This is a genomic window from Shewanella sp. UCD-FRSSP16_17 (assembly GCF_001675935.1).
In the GTDB taxonomy this organism is placed as follows: domain Bacteria; phylum Pseudomonadota; class Gammaproteobacteria; order Enterobacterales; family Shewanellaceae; genus Shewanella; species Shewanella japonica.
In genome coordinates, this window is sequence record NZ_LZFV01000001.1 from 1,141,236 (window position 1) to 1,157,386 (window position 16,151).

The following is a 16,151-nucleotide window of genomic DNA, read 5'->3' on the forward strand; positions in this document are numbered from 1 at the left end:
TTTAAGCAATGTCTTAATACGCAGGGACAAATGATGAACAAAAAAAATTCAAAAATAGCACTAATGCTTGTAGCAAGTGCAGTCAGCGTAGCCTTAACAGGCTGTGGCAGTGACGGTGATGATGGTAAAGATGGCAACCCTGGTCTTCCTGGTGGAACACCAGCAGAAGCAATTGAACAGCTTAATTTAGAAGTGCTGTCAGTGACTTATGCCGACAATATCCCTACAGTTAAAGTTTATGCGACTAATGAAGATGATGAAGCAGTAGTCGGATTAAAAGACTTTTCAATTGAAAATGCAGCTCAGCTTATCCCTGCAGGCGCTAGCGGCGCAGGAAACAGCGCGAACTGGCAGAAGCTTGGCTCAACCTCTACTTTTGTTGATAACAAAAATGGTAGCTACGACTTCACTTTCGAAAGCTTCGATACAGATACATTCAATTCAGAATTAACTCAACGTTTTAATGTTGTTGCTGAAGCTTCAACGTTATTAGACGGTGTTACAGAAGTACCGGTCAGTGAAATTGTTGCTGATTTCGACGGTGAAGGTTACGAAGCGCTATACACTAAAAATATCGTGTCTCACGAAGCGTGTGCAGCATGTCACGCTGAAGGCGAAAAGATTTATCACAAAGCCACTACGGTTGAAACGTGTATTACTTGTCATACCCAAGAATGGGCAGACGGACGCGGTAAACCTGAAGTTGCTTTCGCTCATTTAGTACATAACGTACATAACTCAAACAAAGTATGGGGTAAGAACGATTACACTGCTGAAACAGCACACGCTATCGTTCAAGATAACTGCCAAACATGTCACATTGAATCAGAAGAGTTAACTGAATGGGGTAACTGGACACGTATTCCAACAATGGAAACATGTACAAGTTGTCACACGAACATTGACTTCAAAGCAGGTGAAGGTCATTCACAACAGTCTGATAACTCAAACTGTATCGCATGTCATAACGCTAGCTGGACAGAAGAGATTCACACTGGCGATTTCGTACAGAAAAAAGCCTTCATTGATATGTACGGCATGACATCTTCATTAATCGTTAATTCAGACAAAACAGCCACACTGTCTGTCACGATTACTGACGCTGCGGGTACTGCAATTGATGCATCAACTCTCGTAAGCAAAATCCAACGTATTGAGACTATCACTAACGTGGGTCCAAACTTCCCAATCATGGGTTACAACGCAAGCCCAGGAAACGGACAAGCAAAAGTCGCTTACGACTTGGTTAGAAATGGTGAATTAGGTGAAAATGTTTCTGTAGAAGCAGGTGCATTACAATACACCCTACCTGCCCTTCCGTTTGATGAGTACTCACCTGCTGGCATCCAAGATACTGACACTGCATTTACTTTCGTTGGTTTAGAAATGTGTAACGACGGTACTGAGGCGGTTGATTGTGGTGAAGATATTGCTACAACAAGTATGAAAGCAGACTTAGTATTTGGCACTTTCTCAGGCGAAGCTCCAAGCATGCGTCATACTGATTCAGTCGCTTTTAATACCTGTGAAAACTGTCACGGTGAAACATTTGAAATTCACAAAGGTTACCATGCAGGTTTTGTTATGACTGAACAATTAGGTCGTGAAAATGCTGAAGGTGAAGTTGTAGTTGGCGTTGATGGTTGTGTGACTTGTCATACTCCTGATGGCACATACGCTTCAGGTGGTAATCAAGGTGCACTTGAAATGAAACTTCATAGTGTTCATGGCGAGGAAGGTATCATCAGTGATTGTGCGCAATGTCATAATGACTTCAATCTTGATGCATTCAAACAGAAAGGTGCATTAGCCACTTCAGCTGGCGAATACACAACGCCAATCACAGCCACTTGTGCTTCTTGTCATGGCTTCGATGAAATTAAAGCTCACGCAGAAGGCCAAGGCGCTGTTGTAAATGGTTCTTACGATGATGCCAATGCTTCAGCTCAACTTGAGTTCTGTATGGGATGTCATAAGCCAACTATCTTCGATCACACTGCGGTGAACATGTAATTGTAATATCAGGGAGAAGCTCGCTTCTCCCTTTTACAACTATAAATACATCTACATCATGGATAGATTGGGAAGCCTTACTATGAAAATTAAAATGAAATTAAACTCTTTAATCCCAACCTTTATGGCAATTGCACTGCTATCTCTTGGGATGTCTCATTCGGCCTATGCGTCGAAATGGGATGCCAAAATGACACCTGAAGAAGTCGAAGCTGTATTAGACAAAAAGTTCGAAGAAGGGAGTTACTCACCAAAAGGGGCTGACTCTTGCTTAATGTGTCATAGACGCTCTGAAAAAGTGATGGACCTATTTAAAGGCGTTCACGGTGCAATTGACTCTTCAAAAAGCCCAATGGCAGGTCTTCAATGTGAAGCATGTCACGGCCCAATGGGTAAACATAACCGTGGCGGTAATGAACCTGTTATTGCATTTGGCCCAGACTCAACGTTATCTCCTGAAAAACAAAACAGTGTTTGTATGGGTTGTCATTTAGATGACGAACGTATGTCTTGGAATACCAGCCATCACGACAATGCTGATGTTGCTTGTGCATCTTGTCACAGTGTTCACACTGCTAACGACCCTATTCTGGATAAAAAGACAGAAATGGAAGTGTGTACTAGTTGTCATACCAAGCAAAAAACTGACATGAACAAACGCTCTAGTCATCCAATGAAATGGAATCAAATGACATGTAGTGATTGTCATAATCCACATGGCAGCATGGCTGATTCAGACTTGGTTAAACCAAGTGTGAACGAGACCTGTTACTCATGTCACGCTGAAAAACGCGGCCCTAAACTATGGGAACATGCTCCAGTGACAGAAAATTGTGTCACTTGTCATAATCCACATGGCAGCGTAAACGAAGGAATGCTAAAAACTCGTGCTCCACAACTATGTCAGCAATGTCATGCCAGCGATGGCCATGCTAGCAATGCATATTTAGGGAACACAGGTATGGGTTCTAATGTTGGTGATAATGCCTTTACTGGTGGCCGCAGTTGCTTAAATTGTCATAGCCAAGTACATGGTTCAAACCACCCTTCTGGCAAATTACTTCAGCGTTAAGGATGTACGACTATGAAATTTAAACTGAATATTATCACCTTAGCGTTAGTTGCCAATGCTGGATTTGCAATGGCAGCAGATGGTTACGGTGTCGGCAATGCCAATACAGATAAAGTTAAATTTGATAAATGGGTCTGTAAAGGTTGTGCTGTAGAAACGGGTGTTACTGGTAGTGTTGGCGTTGGCGTTGGTTATAACAGTGAAGATGATATTCACTCAGCTAATGCTTTTGGTAGTGACAATGAAATCGCGCCTAAATTAGATGCTGATGTAAATTACATCGGAGAATCGGGTTATAGAGCGAAAGTTGAAGCTACAGATCTTGGCTTAGATAATGGCCGTTTGGATGTAAATATTGGTAAATTAGGCCAGTACAACTTCAACCTAAATTACCGCTCATTAGCCACTTACAGCTCAAACACTGTTATGTCTCCGTATCAAGGTATTGGCGGTTCAGACCTCACATTACCAGATAACTGGGTCACTGCAGGTTCAACTGACGGTATGTCAGAGCTATATAGTAGCCTTAACCCATTCGAGCTTTCACTGAAACGCGAACGTGCAGGCCTTGGTTTTGAATATCAAACTGAATCAATGTTAACCACTTACGTTAATTATCAACGTGAAGAAAAAACCGGCACTAAGACAGCTTCAGGTAGCTTCTTCAATCAGTCAATGATGATTGCAGAGCCTGTTGACTACACAACTGATACCATCAATGCTGGTATCAAATTTAGCGGTAAAAACTGGTTCACAAGCTTAAACTACGATGGCTCTATCTTTAAAAATGATAATGCTGAATTAAGCTACGATAATGCGTTTAATCCGACTTTTGGTGCTCAGACTCGTGGCTATATGGCACTTGATCCTGATAACGAATCACATATCGTGTCGCTGCTAGGTCAATACACTGAAAATGGTACTGCTGTTAGCGGTCGCTTGATGTTCGGTCAAATGAGCCAAGATCAAGACGTGGTAACGTCTGGTTATGGCTATAGTGTGCCAACTGAATCTGTTGATGCTAAAGTTGATTTAACCGGGATGACATTAAAAGCAGTCAGCCGCGTTAACCGCTCTGTTCGAGTATCGGGTAGTTACGACTACTCTGACCGTGAAAACAACACGAATATTGAAGAGTGGACTCAAATCAGCATTAATGATGTTAACGGCCAAGTCGCTTATAACACCCCTTATGATCAAACAACTCACCGTGCAAAAATTGGTGCTGACTATCGCATTAACCGTGGTATGAAGTTAGACGGTGGTGTTGATTATAAACGTGATGAGCGCAGTTACTCAGAGCGTGAAGTCACTGAAGAAAGCACTATTTGGGCTCGTTACCGCTTAAACAGTTTTGAAAACTGGGACATGTGGGTAAAAGGTAGTTTCGGAAGTCGAGATGGCTCTGATTACCAAGCTTCTGAATGGACCTCTTCAGAAAATAACGACTTACTACGTAAATATTATTTAGCAGATCGTGATCGTAGCATGGTTGAAGCTCGTGTTAGCCATACACCAATCGATGCATTAACAATTGATTTAGGTGTTCGTTACGCATTAGATGACTACACTGATACCGAGATTGGGTTAACTGAGTCAAAAGACACCAGTTACGACGTTAATGTAAACTACATGTTTAACAAAGACGTTATGCTAAATGCATTCTATAACCATMAGGTTATTGAGTCACAACAATCTGGCAGTAGCACGTTCTCTGGCCCTACTTGGCAAGCTGACATCGAAGACACCGTTGACGTTGTTGGTGCTAACCTAAGTTACAACAACTTAATGGATAGCCGTCTACGTTTAGGTCTAGATTACACTTACTCAGAATCAGACAGTAATACTCAAGTACGCCAAGGTGTGACTGGAGACTACGGTGATTACTTTGCAAAAGTGCATAACGTTAATTTATATGGTCAATACCAAGCTACTGAGAAAATGGCTTTACGTCTTGATTATAAAATTGAAAAGTACCTAGATAATGATGCAGCAAATGATATCGCTCCTGATAACATTTGGAATGTCATGACCTTTGGAAGCAACAGTCACGATTACACTGCTCACATGATTATGTTAAGCGTCAACTACAAGTTGTAAGCGATAACACGATTAAAAAAAGCCTGCTATTTAGCAGGCTTTTTTGTTTTATCTATTTACTTTTGTGCTCACATTCTCATTTAACGATAAATAACTCACGATTGCTAAATTAACAAAAGCTATTCTACTCATTGTTGATTAAAATCTGAGGAATGAGAACATATAGACACATTACCATGCTTAAAAAGTCCCTAATCATTTCGAGTTTGCCATTATTGTTATTGTCTGCACCAGCGTTTGCATCCACAACAACCATGGCCAACAACAGCTTATTGGTATTTATCGCACTTATGGCTTTTGTGACCATTAATGCCGTTGTGCAAACCTGCTGCTACTTTTCTGGCCAATATGTCCAGTCCAGCTTTAGCCATAAACATGTAACCGTCTCGGTTATTATTCCTCTCATTGCATTGATAGGTTTTATTAATCAATATCAGAGTTTTGCGCAGTTTATTCTCTACTTTGGCGTTGTATTACTATCGATTGGTGCTGCTTTAATACCTTTACCATTAACCAACAAACGCCCTCCTTCACGCTTTTCTGCATTGATTCTGCTTAGCGGTGCCATCATCATTTTGCCTTTAAGTATTATTGTGGCGCCGATTAGTCTATTTTCAATCGCGCTTTGCCACATTGCTTTGAAACAATCGCAAACACCACCTATTGCCAAATTTGCGACATTATTGACATTAATTACCAGTTACGGTTTATTGATTTACTGGTTATTTCAATTCGTTAATCAAATCGCAGCCTAATCCAATTTGTGAGTAACCCATGTATGTAATTGACAGTGCTATCGCCAATAAAATTGTAAACAGAACCATGAAAATCATTGGCCATAATATCAATGTGATGAATGCTCAAGGGGTTATTCTAGGATCGGGGACAAATGAGCGAATTGGCGCTGTCCATGAAGGTGCGTTATTGGCAATAAGCCAAAATCGTAATGTAGAAATTAATCAAGAGATTGCCCCAAGTTTACATGGGGTTAAATCAGGGCTAAATCTTCCCCTACATTATCAAGGGCAAATTGTCGGCGTGATAGGCATTACCGGCAACCCATCAGAGTTAGCTCAGTATGGCGAACTACTGAAAATGACAGCAGAAATGATTGTCGAACAAGCCAATCTACAAGATCAACTACAGTGGCAAAATAGACAAAAAGAAGAATTCATTTTGCAACTCATTCGCGCCGAAGAAAAGGACGTTGATCAGTTAACTCACTGGGGACATCAACTTAGTATTGACGTAAAAGAAGAGCGTGTTGTCGCCATTATCGAAATTGAATCTGTAAACCAGCAGCAGGTTCATAATAACCAAGCACTAAAGCAAATGGTGCATTTACTGCAGTATCCCGACAGAAATAACTTGATTGCAATGACTTCACTCAATCAATTAGTCATTTTGAAGCCTGCCTTTTTAGATGGTCGCCAATGGGATCCAGCGCTCGAAAGCCATCGTATCGATAAGTTATTGCAACGTATCCCCGCCAACATGGAGCTAAAGCTCAACATTGCTTTAGGGCATTTCTTCGGTGGTGTAGAAGGAATAGCAAAATCCTATCGAACCGCGAAAGAAACCCTTGCCATTGGCAAAAGTCTTAACCCAGAGAAAAATAAATACTTATATGAAGATTACGCACTGCAAGTCATCTTTACCGGACTGAAACAACATTGGCGTGGTGACGCCCTAGCAGCACCTTATTTAAAACTCGTCCATGCAGACAAAAATGGCGTATTACAAAAAACCTTAGCGGTTTACATTCAACATATTGGCGATCATAAACGTTGTGCTGAAGTGCTGTTTATTCATCGCAACACATTGAGATATAGACTGGATAAAATTCAGCAAATAACTGGAACAAACTTACAAGAATTTCAGCATTTGCTTAATCTATATCTTGGGCAAATCATGTTTCAGGCCTAAACCATGATAGTTTTCTTCAGCTGAAACAATCAAAAGTCATCAAAATAACCGATCACAGCTCACAACCTGTGCACCTGCACAAACAAATACCCTGTATGCATATTAATTCTGTGAAATAGCACAAAGCAAATAGATATCATTTTTTCAATAATACGCCTACAAAAACAACATATCTTAATACCCTAAATAGAGTAGTTATCAATGAGCATGATCTTGATATTAATTGGCGTAATTGCATTTATTGTTATTGCGACATCTAAATTTAAATTACACCCTTTTTTAACACTAATTTTAGCTTCTTTTTTAGCAGCCTTTGCTTATGGTTTGCCAAGTGCAGACATTGCTAAAACTATCACCACAGGCTTTGGTGGCATATTAGGCTATATTGGCCTCGTTATCGTGCTAGGTACTATTATCGGTACTATTCTTGAAAAAAGCGGCGCTGCCATCACCATGGCTGACGTAGTCATTAAAGTGCTTGGAAAACGCTTTCCAACATTAACCATGTCCATTATTGGTTATATTGTCTCGATCCCAGTATTTTGTGATTCAGGTTTTGTCATTTTAAATTCATTAAAACAATCTATGGCAAACCGCATGAAGGTATCGAGTGTATCAATGAGCGTAGCTTTAGCTACAGGTTTATACGCAACCCATACTTTTGTGCCACCTACACCAGGTCCTATCGCTGCAGCCGGTAACCTCGGGCTAGAAAACCAGCTCGGGCTTGTGATTGCTGTCGGGGTGTTTATTGCCGCTATTGCCGCACTTGCCGGAACATTATGGGCAAACCGCTTCGCAAACGAGCAACCCGATGGCGAAGGTGCAGAAGAGCTTAATGACAAATTAGAAGATTATGAAGCGCTAAAAAGCAGTTATGGCGAACTGCCAAGCCCAGCTAAAGCCTTTGCACCAATCTTTGTGCCGATACTGCTGATTTGCTTAGGTTCAATAGCCAACTTCCCGTCGGCACCATTAGGTAAAGAGAGCTTATTTGATATTTTAATGTTCTTGGGCCAACCCGTTAATGCACTTATGATTGGTTTGTTGTTAGCCATTCCGCTACTAAAAAGCACTGATAAAGTGAAAGAGTTCAGCGAACGTATTAGCCAAGGCTTAGTCGTAGCCGCTCCTATTTTGTTAATTACTGGTGCAGGCGGTGCTTTCGGCGCCGTTCTTAAAGCCACTGAAATTGGTACATACCTTGGCAGTAGCTTATCGGCACTTGGTGTCGGTATTTTCATGCCATTCATTGTCGCTGCAGCACTTAAATCAGCACAAGGCTCATCGACTGTTGCCTTGGTTGCTACTTCAGCGCTTGTCGCTCCGTTATTAGGCGATATTGGCTTAGCGAGTGATATGGGACGAGTACTCACAGTGATGGCGATTGGTGCAGGTGCAATGACAGTGTCACATGCTAACGACAGCTTTTTCTGGGTTGTTACGCAATTTAGCCGCATGAGTGTTAAACAAGCTTATCGAGCACAAACAATGGCAACTCTAGTACAAGGTCTTACCGCAATGACCCTAGTGTACCTACTCAGCCTCGTTCTTCTATAAATACCCTTTCGTCCCGCTCAGCTCTTTGCTGAGTGGGGCTTTCTAAACCCTAAGAGAATTGTTATGAAAATAGTCATTGCCCCTGACTCATTCAAAGAGAGCCTTAGTGCATTAGGTGTTGCTAATGCAATAGAGGAAGGATTTAAACGAATTTTCCCTGATGCAGAATATTGTAAAGTACCAATGGCCGATGGCGGCGAAGGTACTGTACAAGCAATGGTTGACGCAACTAACGGGCAATTAGTGACTCTTCAGGTTACAGGGCCAGATGGTCAACCGGTATCAGCGCATTACGGTATCTTAGGTGCTGAGAATTCAGTGGAGGGGAGCGATAATCTCGCTCCCCAAAAACTGACAGCAGTCATCGAAATGGCAGAGGCTTCAGGGTTGCATCATATTAAACGCGATCACAGAAATCCGATGCTTACCACCAGCTACGGCACAGGTGAGTTGATCCGAGACGCGCTTGATCGTGGCATACGCCATATAATATTGGGACTAGGTGGCAGTGCGACCAATGACGGTGGTGCAGGTATGGCGCAAGCACTTGGTTTTACCTTACTCACCAGCCAAGGTAATGCTATAACTTACGGCGCAGCAGGTTTAACCCAATTGGCAAGTATTAATACTGATGAGGTTCACCCGCTTTTGAGCAATTGCCAAATCGATGTGGCGTGTGATGTTGACAACCCGTTATGTGGCCCTAACGGCGCCTCGGCAATATTTGGCCCGCAAAAAGGGGCGACGCCTCAAATGGTAACAGAACTCGACAATGCCCTGAGACATTTTGCATCCATCGTTAACAACACCAGCCAGTTATCCTTAGTTAACGATATAGACTTATTTCCTGGTGCTGGGGCTGCTGGCGGAATGGGATTTGGGGTAATGGCATTACTTGACGCTAAATTACAACCTGGGGTTGATATTGTCGTACAAGCCGTCAAATTAGCTGAAAAAATGGATAAGGCAAATCTTGTTATCACAGGTGAAGGCAGAATGGATAGTCAAACCCTCAGTGGTAAAACACCTATGGGCGTGATGCAACAGGCGATAAAACAAGATATCCCCGTGATTGGTATTGCTGGGTGTTTAGGTCAAGGTGCTGAGGATATTCTGGCTCAGGGCATGACAGCAATATTTCCAATCATTCCTTCGTTATCCCCACTGGATGATATTTTAGCCAATGCCCATAATAACTTGGTAAACACTGCTCAAAATATCGCCGCAAGCTTGAAACTATCAATATAAAAACGACCGTTTGAAGCAAAAACTTGCTGCCAAATAATCCTTGCAGTAAAGTTAGCCCTCATAATCGCCATGAAATCACCTTCAAAAAGAGTGATTCATGGCTGAAAAATAAAAATGATGGCACGATTAAATGACCACTAAGAACGACCGCAAAGCCCAAGCATCTGAAGATAGTCTATTACGTATTTTTACCGTACCAGAAGATGCAGAATCAACGTTAAGTATCATTGAACAAAAGCTCTCTGAAGATTTAGCGGGATTCTTGGGTAAAAGCATTGCTGCTTTAGAGAAACCTTTATCACTGATTGAACAAGACTTCAGGACATTTCAGATCCCTGATGCCCCACGCTTTGTTTCTGATTATACTGATGAAATCATGCAAAACTTGGTCGCTCACTCAGTACATACCTCTGCCCCGAGCTTTATCGGTCATATGACATCGGCATTGCCATATTTTGTACTGCCACTGTCTAAAATGATGGTTGGCCTGAATCAAAACTTGGTCAAAATTGAAACTTCAAAAGCTTTCACCCCGCTTGAACGCCAAGTCTTGGGAATGATGCACCACCTTATATTTGGCCAAAATGATTCGTTTTATGAACAATGGATGCATAGTGCAAACTACTCTTTAGGCGCCTTTTGTTCTGGTGGAACYGTTGCCAATATCACCGCTCTGTGGATTGCACGCAACCAATTATTGAAAGCAGATGGACATTTTAAAGGAATAAACCGTGAAGGTTTACCCAAGGCCTTAAAATATTATGGTTTTGAGGACATCGCCATACTGGTATCTGAACGCGGCCATTACTCCATTGGAAAAACCGCTGATTTGTTAGGGATCGGTCGTGATAATATCATCAGTATTCCAACCACAGCTGACAATAAAGTTGATGTTACAAAAATGCGTCAAACAGCCAAACAGCTGGCCAGTGACAATATAAAAGTCATGGCAATTGTTGGCGTAGCGGGTACTACTGAAACAGGTAATATTGATCCCTTAGCTGAGCTTGCTGAGTTAGCACGAGAACTTGATTGTCACTTTCATGTGGACGCGGCGTGGGGCGGCGCAAGTTTATTATCAAACAAATATCGCTATTTGCTTGATGGTATAGAACAAGCTGACTCTGTCACAATCGATGCCCATAAACAAATGTACGTCCCTATGGGCGCGGGTATGGTGTTATTTAAAGACCCGGAACTTGCCAATGCCATTGCCCATCACGCTGAATATATTTTACGTGTCGGCTCTAAGGACTTAGGGAGTCAAACCCTTGAAGGCTCAAGACCTGGTATGGCTATGTTAGTCCATGCCTGCTTGCAAATTATTGGCGGTGACGGCTATGAAATTTTAATCAATAACAGCCTTGAAAAAGCCCGCTACTTTGCTGACTGTATTGTCGAACACAGAGACTTTGAGCTTATTACTTACCCTGAATTGTGCATTTTAACCTATCGATTTGTACCGCACTCAGTACAACAAGCTATTGATGATGCCGTTGAACGGGGTGACGTTAAGTTTGTCACAACATGTAATGAACTTCTCGATGGCTTAACCCAATTCATTCAAAAGCATCAACGTGAACAAGGTAAATCATTCGTGTCACGTACACGGATAAAACCAGCCAAATATCTGCGTAAAGACACCACAGTATTTAGAGTTGTTTTAGCTAATCCGCTTACCACTGAAACCATATTAAAAGACGTGTTAGCGGAACAAAGCGATATTGCACAGCTTGATAAGCAGTATCTGCCACGCTTGCTAGAATTGTGTAAAGTGACCTAAATAAGATAGGTTACACTCCATTCGTCTTCATAAAAAACCAGCCAAACGGCTGGTTTTTTAAACGCTAAACATTAACGCCGCAATACCTTAAGTGTAGCCTTCTTCAACCTCTATTGGCCGCACAATATAATCACTCGCTTTTAAACCAAACCATTGTGGTAACGTTACTCCTAATGCCACAGATGAACAGGTTCCACAAACGATCCCGACGAATAATGCAACAGAGAAGCCTTGCAAACTGTCGCCAGCTAAAAGCCAAAGGCTTGATACAGTGACTAATGTTGTCCCCGATGTGACTAAAGTTCTTGAAAACGTTGCTTTAACAGCGTCATCAATAATAGGAGCCGTCTTAGATTCTGGGCGCATTCTCATCAACTCCCTCACTCTATCAGCAATAATGATTGAGTCATTCAATGAGTAACCAAGCACCGCCAATAAGGCCGCCAATACCGTTAAGTTAAACTCCAATTGAAATAGAGAGAACACGCCTAATACGATAACAATATCCGTGATCAACGCCATTAAAGCACCTGATGCCAATCGCCAATCAAACCGCATACTCAAATACACCATAATTAATAATAAGCATGCAATGACCGCTAAGCCGCCCTGTTCAACCATTTCTTGTCCAACTTGTGGGCCAACAACACTGTTGCTGTATACTTGCACGGAATCACTGACTGGTAACAGCTGTTGCGTAATACTGAGATCGGGTAATTCATCATGGTTATATCGGATTGTCCACTGACCTGCTTGCGCGCCTTGAGTCACTTGCACATCTTGTTTAAGCACTTTATCTAAATGCGCTTTTAACTCACTACTTGCCACGGTTTGGTCAATCGCGACTTCAGCCACTACTCCACCAGTAAAATCGAGCCCCCAGTTAAACCCTTTAACGCCCATAATCGTCATTGAAACGACTAATAATATTAAAGATATCCCTGTCATAAAGCATCGTAATTGGGTCAATATTGATGTCGGTGCCGTTAAGGACAATCTCTCAATTAATTTTTTCATTATATTTTAACCATACGACGCTGATCGCGTCCCCAAATAAGATTAATGATGACTCTAGATAAAAAGATCCCAGTGAACATACTGGTTAGAAGACCTAATCCCAATGTAAGTGCAAAACCTTGAATAGGACCATTACCAATCGAATAGAGTGCGATAGCAACAATCATAGTGGTTAAATTAGCATCCCAAATGGAAGAGAAAGCGCTATCAAAGCCTGTGTTTATAGATTGAGCAAAACTGTAACCTTGTTTCATTTTGTCTCTAACACGCTCAAAAATAAGCACATTGGTATCAACGGCCATACCTACAGTAAGTACTAACCCTGCGATACCTGGCATAGTGAGTACTGCGCCAGGAATTAAAGCAATTAACCCCACTAACATGACTAAGTTAATGCACAATGCTGAATTAGCAACCCAACCTAAACGGCGATACCATAATGCGATAAACGTCAGTGTTAATCCCAAACCTAATGCTAAAGCAGCAAAGCCGTTCTTAACATTTTCAGCTCCAAGAGTTGGTCCTATGGTACGTTCTTCAACAATGGTGACAGGTGCAGTTAGCGAGCCTGCACTTAACAACAAGGCAAGTTGCTGCGCCTCAGCAAGATTTCCACTACCTGTGATCTGAAAACGACTACCTAACTGCGCTTGAATCGTTGCAACACTAATGACCTCACTGTTTTTAATGCTAGTACCATCTCGACCTTGTGTGTACTCGTTATAAACTGTTGCCATAGGCTGGCCAATGTTTGCCCGAGWATGATGGGACATTTTTCTCCCCCCTGCAGAATCGAGCACTAAATTCACTTCTGCCAGTCCCATCTCACCAATGCTAGCCCTTGCATCAATAATATGCTCACCACCAAAGATAGCGTTTCTATTGAGGTAAACAGGCTTACCATTTTCATCATCAATAACTAATGCACCGGGTGAGCGTTCACTGACTAAGCTATGAAATGATAATGATGCCGTTGCGCCAATAACATCCTTAGCTGCAGCTGGGTCTTGTACGCCAGGTAATTCAATCCTTATTCTTGATTGACCTTGTCTTTGTACCGATGCTTCAGTAATCCCTAAATGTTCAATTCGACTGCGCATAATTTGTAAATTTTGTAGCACTGTAGATGCACGTAACGCATCTCTTTCTTCTTCGGTTTGACTCAATATTAATTGATTATTACTGACTGCTCTTTGCCATTGCGGAAACTCTTCACGAGCAACTGAAATCGCCTCTTGTAAGCTTTCTGGCGACCTAAAACTTAAATAAACGCTATCATCGAAATGGCGACCTGTTGAGCCTCTGACTTTAGCGCGAAACTCATCCATAACCACCTGCCGGTGGGCGTGATAAACAGGCTCCATATCCACATCAAGTAAGAATTGCACTCCACCACGTAAATCCAAACCTAACTTGATTGGCGCAAAGCCTAAGTTGGTTAGCCAATCTGGCGCTGAAGGTTCCATCGCTAGTGCAATAACTTCACCCTCAATGAGGTGCTGCTCCATAACATCTTTTGCTTTAGCTTGTTGATTATCATCTTGTAATACAATAATCGTTTGTCCATTCGTTTGATGGATAGCAGTTGTTGCTATATCGGCCTGAGTGAGATATTTCGACACAGCGAGAACATCAATAGTTTGGTTAGGGTGCTTAATATGTACTGAAGCCTGTTCGCCGTACCATGAAGGTAAAGCGCTTAAAAATAAAATCACTATGCTGACGCTCAGCACGATATATTTCCAAATCGCATTACGATTTAGAGGTTGATGTTGTTTTTTGTTCACAATAAATTCTCTGACAATACAAAACACAAGGCACTGTTCGAGCTTATTGATAACGCATGGCATTCCTTAAAGGAGCTTCGCGGTTCAATAATCAAAAGCGCACGGTAAAGTTCCGATAAATATCGGATTTCAAGCCAAAGAAATTAAGCTAGACGTTGATGATTATGGCTATACAGACTATTGCCATCTTTCCAACCGGAAACACGGGATATTGCGGAGCTCAGCTGGCTGGTCCAGTGATTAACAAACTTGGGAGTTGAGATTGGAGCTATATAGCGATTAAAAATCATCGGTTCAAAAAAAGCGATGAGAAGGGAGTAATTGGGTTTTTCGCCGATACCTGCGCGGTTATCATGACTCACGACTCGGCGAAAATCATTGAGAAAATCAAAGCGCTCAATGTCACTGATAAGTGGCAAATCTTTTACAGGCTCAATGTGAGTTTGATTAAAGCTGGTTTCAAGCTCTGTGGGTAAAGCGACATCATTCACAATGGGATTAATATGGCTAACTTGATAACTTATTGAAGGCCCAGAAACGTGTGAAGCTGGGTTTCCCTCGGCAGCAATCATCGTGGAGAATAAACTCAACGATAAAAATAACACTATAAATGCTAAGCCACGGGTTATCACGATACTATTCCTTAATGATGTAGAGCGATTATAGGCAATCACTTACAAGTTAACACTCAATTTTTAGAGTAATAAGACTCCCCCTCAGAAAAAGAAGAAATAAACTATAAAAATCATATAATTAAATAAAGTTAATAATAATTAATAACAAGCGACTCATTCTACAAATAGTTTTATCCAGTTAACCTTGTTCTATCTTATCCCCATGACTTGGTGGCGTTGAGGTCACCGTGAATACCAACTCACTATTATGTTGATTACTTAATTGGTGGGCTTTACCAGCACCGACATGAACCCCTTGCAACGGATTAACAGTCAATACTTCACCTTCCACTTCTATCGTTGCTATACCCGATAAAACGAAAAAAAACTGCTCTGATTTCTGGTGAAAGTGCCGAGATTCAAAGCTACCTGGTGGCACACGCTCTTGGATAACACTTAATTGCTTTGATTTCACCAGATGCCAACCATCACAATTATTTCCCCATATATAATGCTCTGCTGATTGCTGACTTATAACTGACAAACTTGCTCCTAGATAAGTTAGATAGTTCCTTAACGGTTTGAATAGTTACCCTAATCAATCAAGATACAAAATCCAACACATATGTGGCCATTTATAAAAAACGCAAAGTCCGTTAATTCCAAATTTTGAAAGCAAAAAGCCCGCTACAAAATAGCGGGGTTCTCTAAATATGGCTAAGAGATAGGGATTTGAACCTGAGGTATCCCCACAAATAATATAGCGGAATCAGTAAGATAAAAAATAAGGGAACATTCATGACGTTTGGTGATCAAATCTTTTGCCAAAAACAAATGAAGGTTAAACGCCATGAATGCTCTTTCTATTGTGAACAAAGTCATATCGCTTGTCAGCTATAAAATGCATAAAACACGTCAAAATGCAGTAATTGCCTGCGTGAATAGCTTGCTCAATGGGAACGTTGCGACCGTCACGAGTATCGGTCGAGGAATTAATACCAGAGCCTACGAAAAACATCGAATTAAACGCG

General features: G+C 41.6%; 12 protein-coding genes and 1 pseudogene. 9 read left to right on the top strand and 4 right to left on the bottom strand.

What is annotated here, in order from left to right; translation table 11 throughout:
* Window positions 1–30 precede the first annotated feature (30 nt).
* The 8 genes from A9267_RS04810 to panP all read left to right on the top strand — a co-directional run bounded on the left by A9267_RS04810 (window position 31) and on the right by panP (window position 11,702).
* Window positions 31–2,013 (top strand): OmcA/MtrC family decaheme c-type cytochrome, encoded by a 1,983-nt coding sequence (locus tag A9267_RS04810; protein WP_065108399.1) that lies wholly within the window; start codon window positions 31–33, stop codon window positions 2,011–2,013.
* Window positions 2,014–2,137: 124 nt separating this feature from the next.
* Window positions 2,138–3,085, top strand: coding sequence for a DmsE family decaheme c-type cytochrome (locus A9267_RS04815; RefSeq protein WP_412550079.1), 948 nt, complete (start codon window positions 2,138–2,140; stop codon window positions 3,083–3,085).
* A 12-nt stretch (window positions 3,086–3,097) separates the two neighbouring features.
* Window positions 3,098–5,185, top strand: a complete 2,088-nt coding sequence (locus A9267_RS04820) for an MtrB/PioB family decaheme-associated outer membrane protein (protein ID WP_065108401.1) — start codon at window positions 3,098–3,100, stop codon at window positions 5,183–5,185.
* 176 nt (window positions 5,186–5,361) lie between these two features.
* Complete coding sequence (locus A9267_RS04825) at window positions 5,362–5,940, top strand: hypothetical protein (protein WP_065107027.1); 579 nt, start codon at window positions 5,362–5,364, stop codon at window positions 5,938–5,940.
* Between the two features lie 19 nt (window positions 5,941–5,959).
* Window positions 5,960–7,111 (top strand): sugar diacid recognition domain-containing protein, encoded by a 1,152-nt coding sequence (locus A9267_RS04830; protein ID WP_055023915.1) that lies wholly within the window; start codon window positions 5,960–5,962, stop codon window positions 7,109–7,111.
* A gap of 201 nt (window positions 7,112–7,312) precedes the next feature.
* A complete protein-coding gene (locus A9267_RS04835) occupies window positions 7,313–8,671 on the top strand; it encodes a GntP family permease (RefSeq protein ID WP_055023916.1) in 1,359 nt (452 codons plus the stop codon).
* A gap of 63 nt (window positions 8,672–8,734) precedes the next feature.
* The gene (locus A9267_RS04840) at window positions 8,735–9,919 is read left to right on the top strand and encodes a glycerate kinase (protein WP_065108402.1); all 1,185 of its coding nucleotides are present in this window, start codon (window positions 8,735–8,737) and stop codon (window positions 9,917–9,919) included.
* 130 nt (window positions 9,920–10,049) lie between these two features.
* On the top strand, window positions 10,050–11,702 hold the full coding sequence (panP, locus tag A9267_RS04845; RefSeq protein WP_055023918.1) for a pyridoxal-dependent aspartate 1-decarboxylase PanP: 1,653 nt from the start codon (window positions 10,050–10,052) through the stop codon (window positions 11,700–11,702).
* Window positions 11,703–11,789: 87 nt separating this feature from the next.
* On the opposite strand, the gene secF is transcribed toward panP, so the two are convergent.
* The 4 genes from secF to A9267_RS04865 all read right to left on the bottom strand — a co-directional run bounded on the left by secF (window position 11,790) and on the right by A9267_RS04865 (window position 15,664).
* Window positions 11,790–12,650: a protein translocase subunit SecF gene (secF, locus tag A9267_RS04850; RefSeq protein ID WP_231919046.1), complete on the bottom strand. Its 861-nt coding sequence runs from the start codon at window positions 12,648–12,650 to the stop codon at window positions 11,790–11,792.
* A gap of 68 nt (window positions 12,651–12,718) precedes the next feature.
* The gene (gene secD, locus A9267_RS04855; RefSeq protein WP_443018783.1) at window positions 12,719–14,509 is read right to left on the bottom strand and encodes a protein translocase subunit SecD; all 1,791 of its coding nucleotides are present in this window, start codon (window positions 14,507–14,509) and stop codon (window positions 12,719–12,721) included.
* 140 nt (window positions 14,510–14,649) lie between these two features.
* Entirely contained in the window at window positions 14,650–15,138 is a 489-nt protein-coding gene (locus A9267_RS04860) for a hypothetical protein (RefSeq protein ID WP_065108404.1), read from the bottom strand.
* Between the two features lie 181 nt (window positions 15,139–15,319).
* Complete coding sequence (locus tag A9267_RS04865) at window positions 15,320–15,664, bottom strand: cupin domain-containing protein (protein ID WP_065108405.1); 345 nt, start codon at window positions 15,662–15,664, stop codon at window positions 15,320–15,322.
* Window positions 15,665–15,970: 306 nt separating this feature from the next.
* Between A9267_RS04865 and A9267_RS22010 the strand changes: the two are divergent.
* Window positions 15,971–16,151 (top strand): annotated as a pseudogene (locus A9267_RS22010) (IS4 family transposase); the annotation flags it as partial.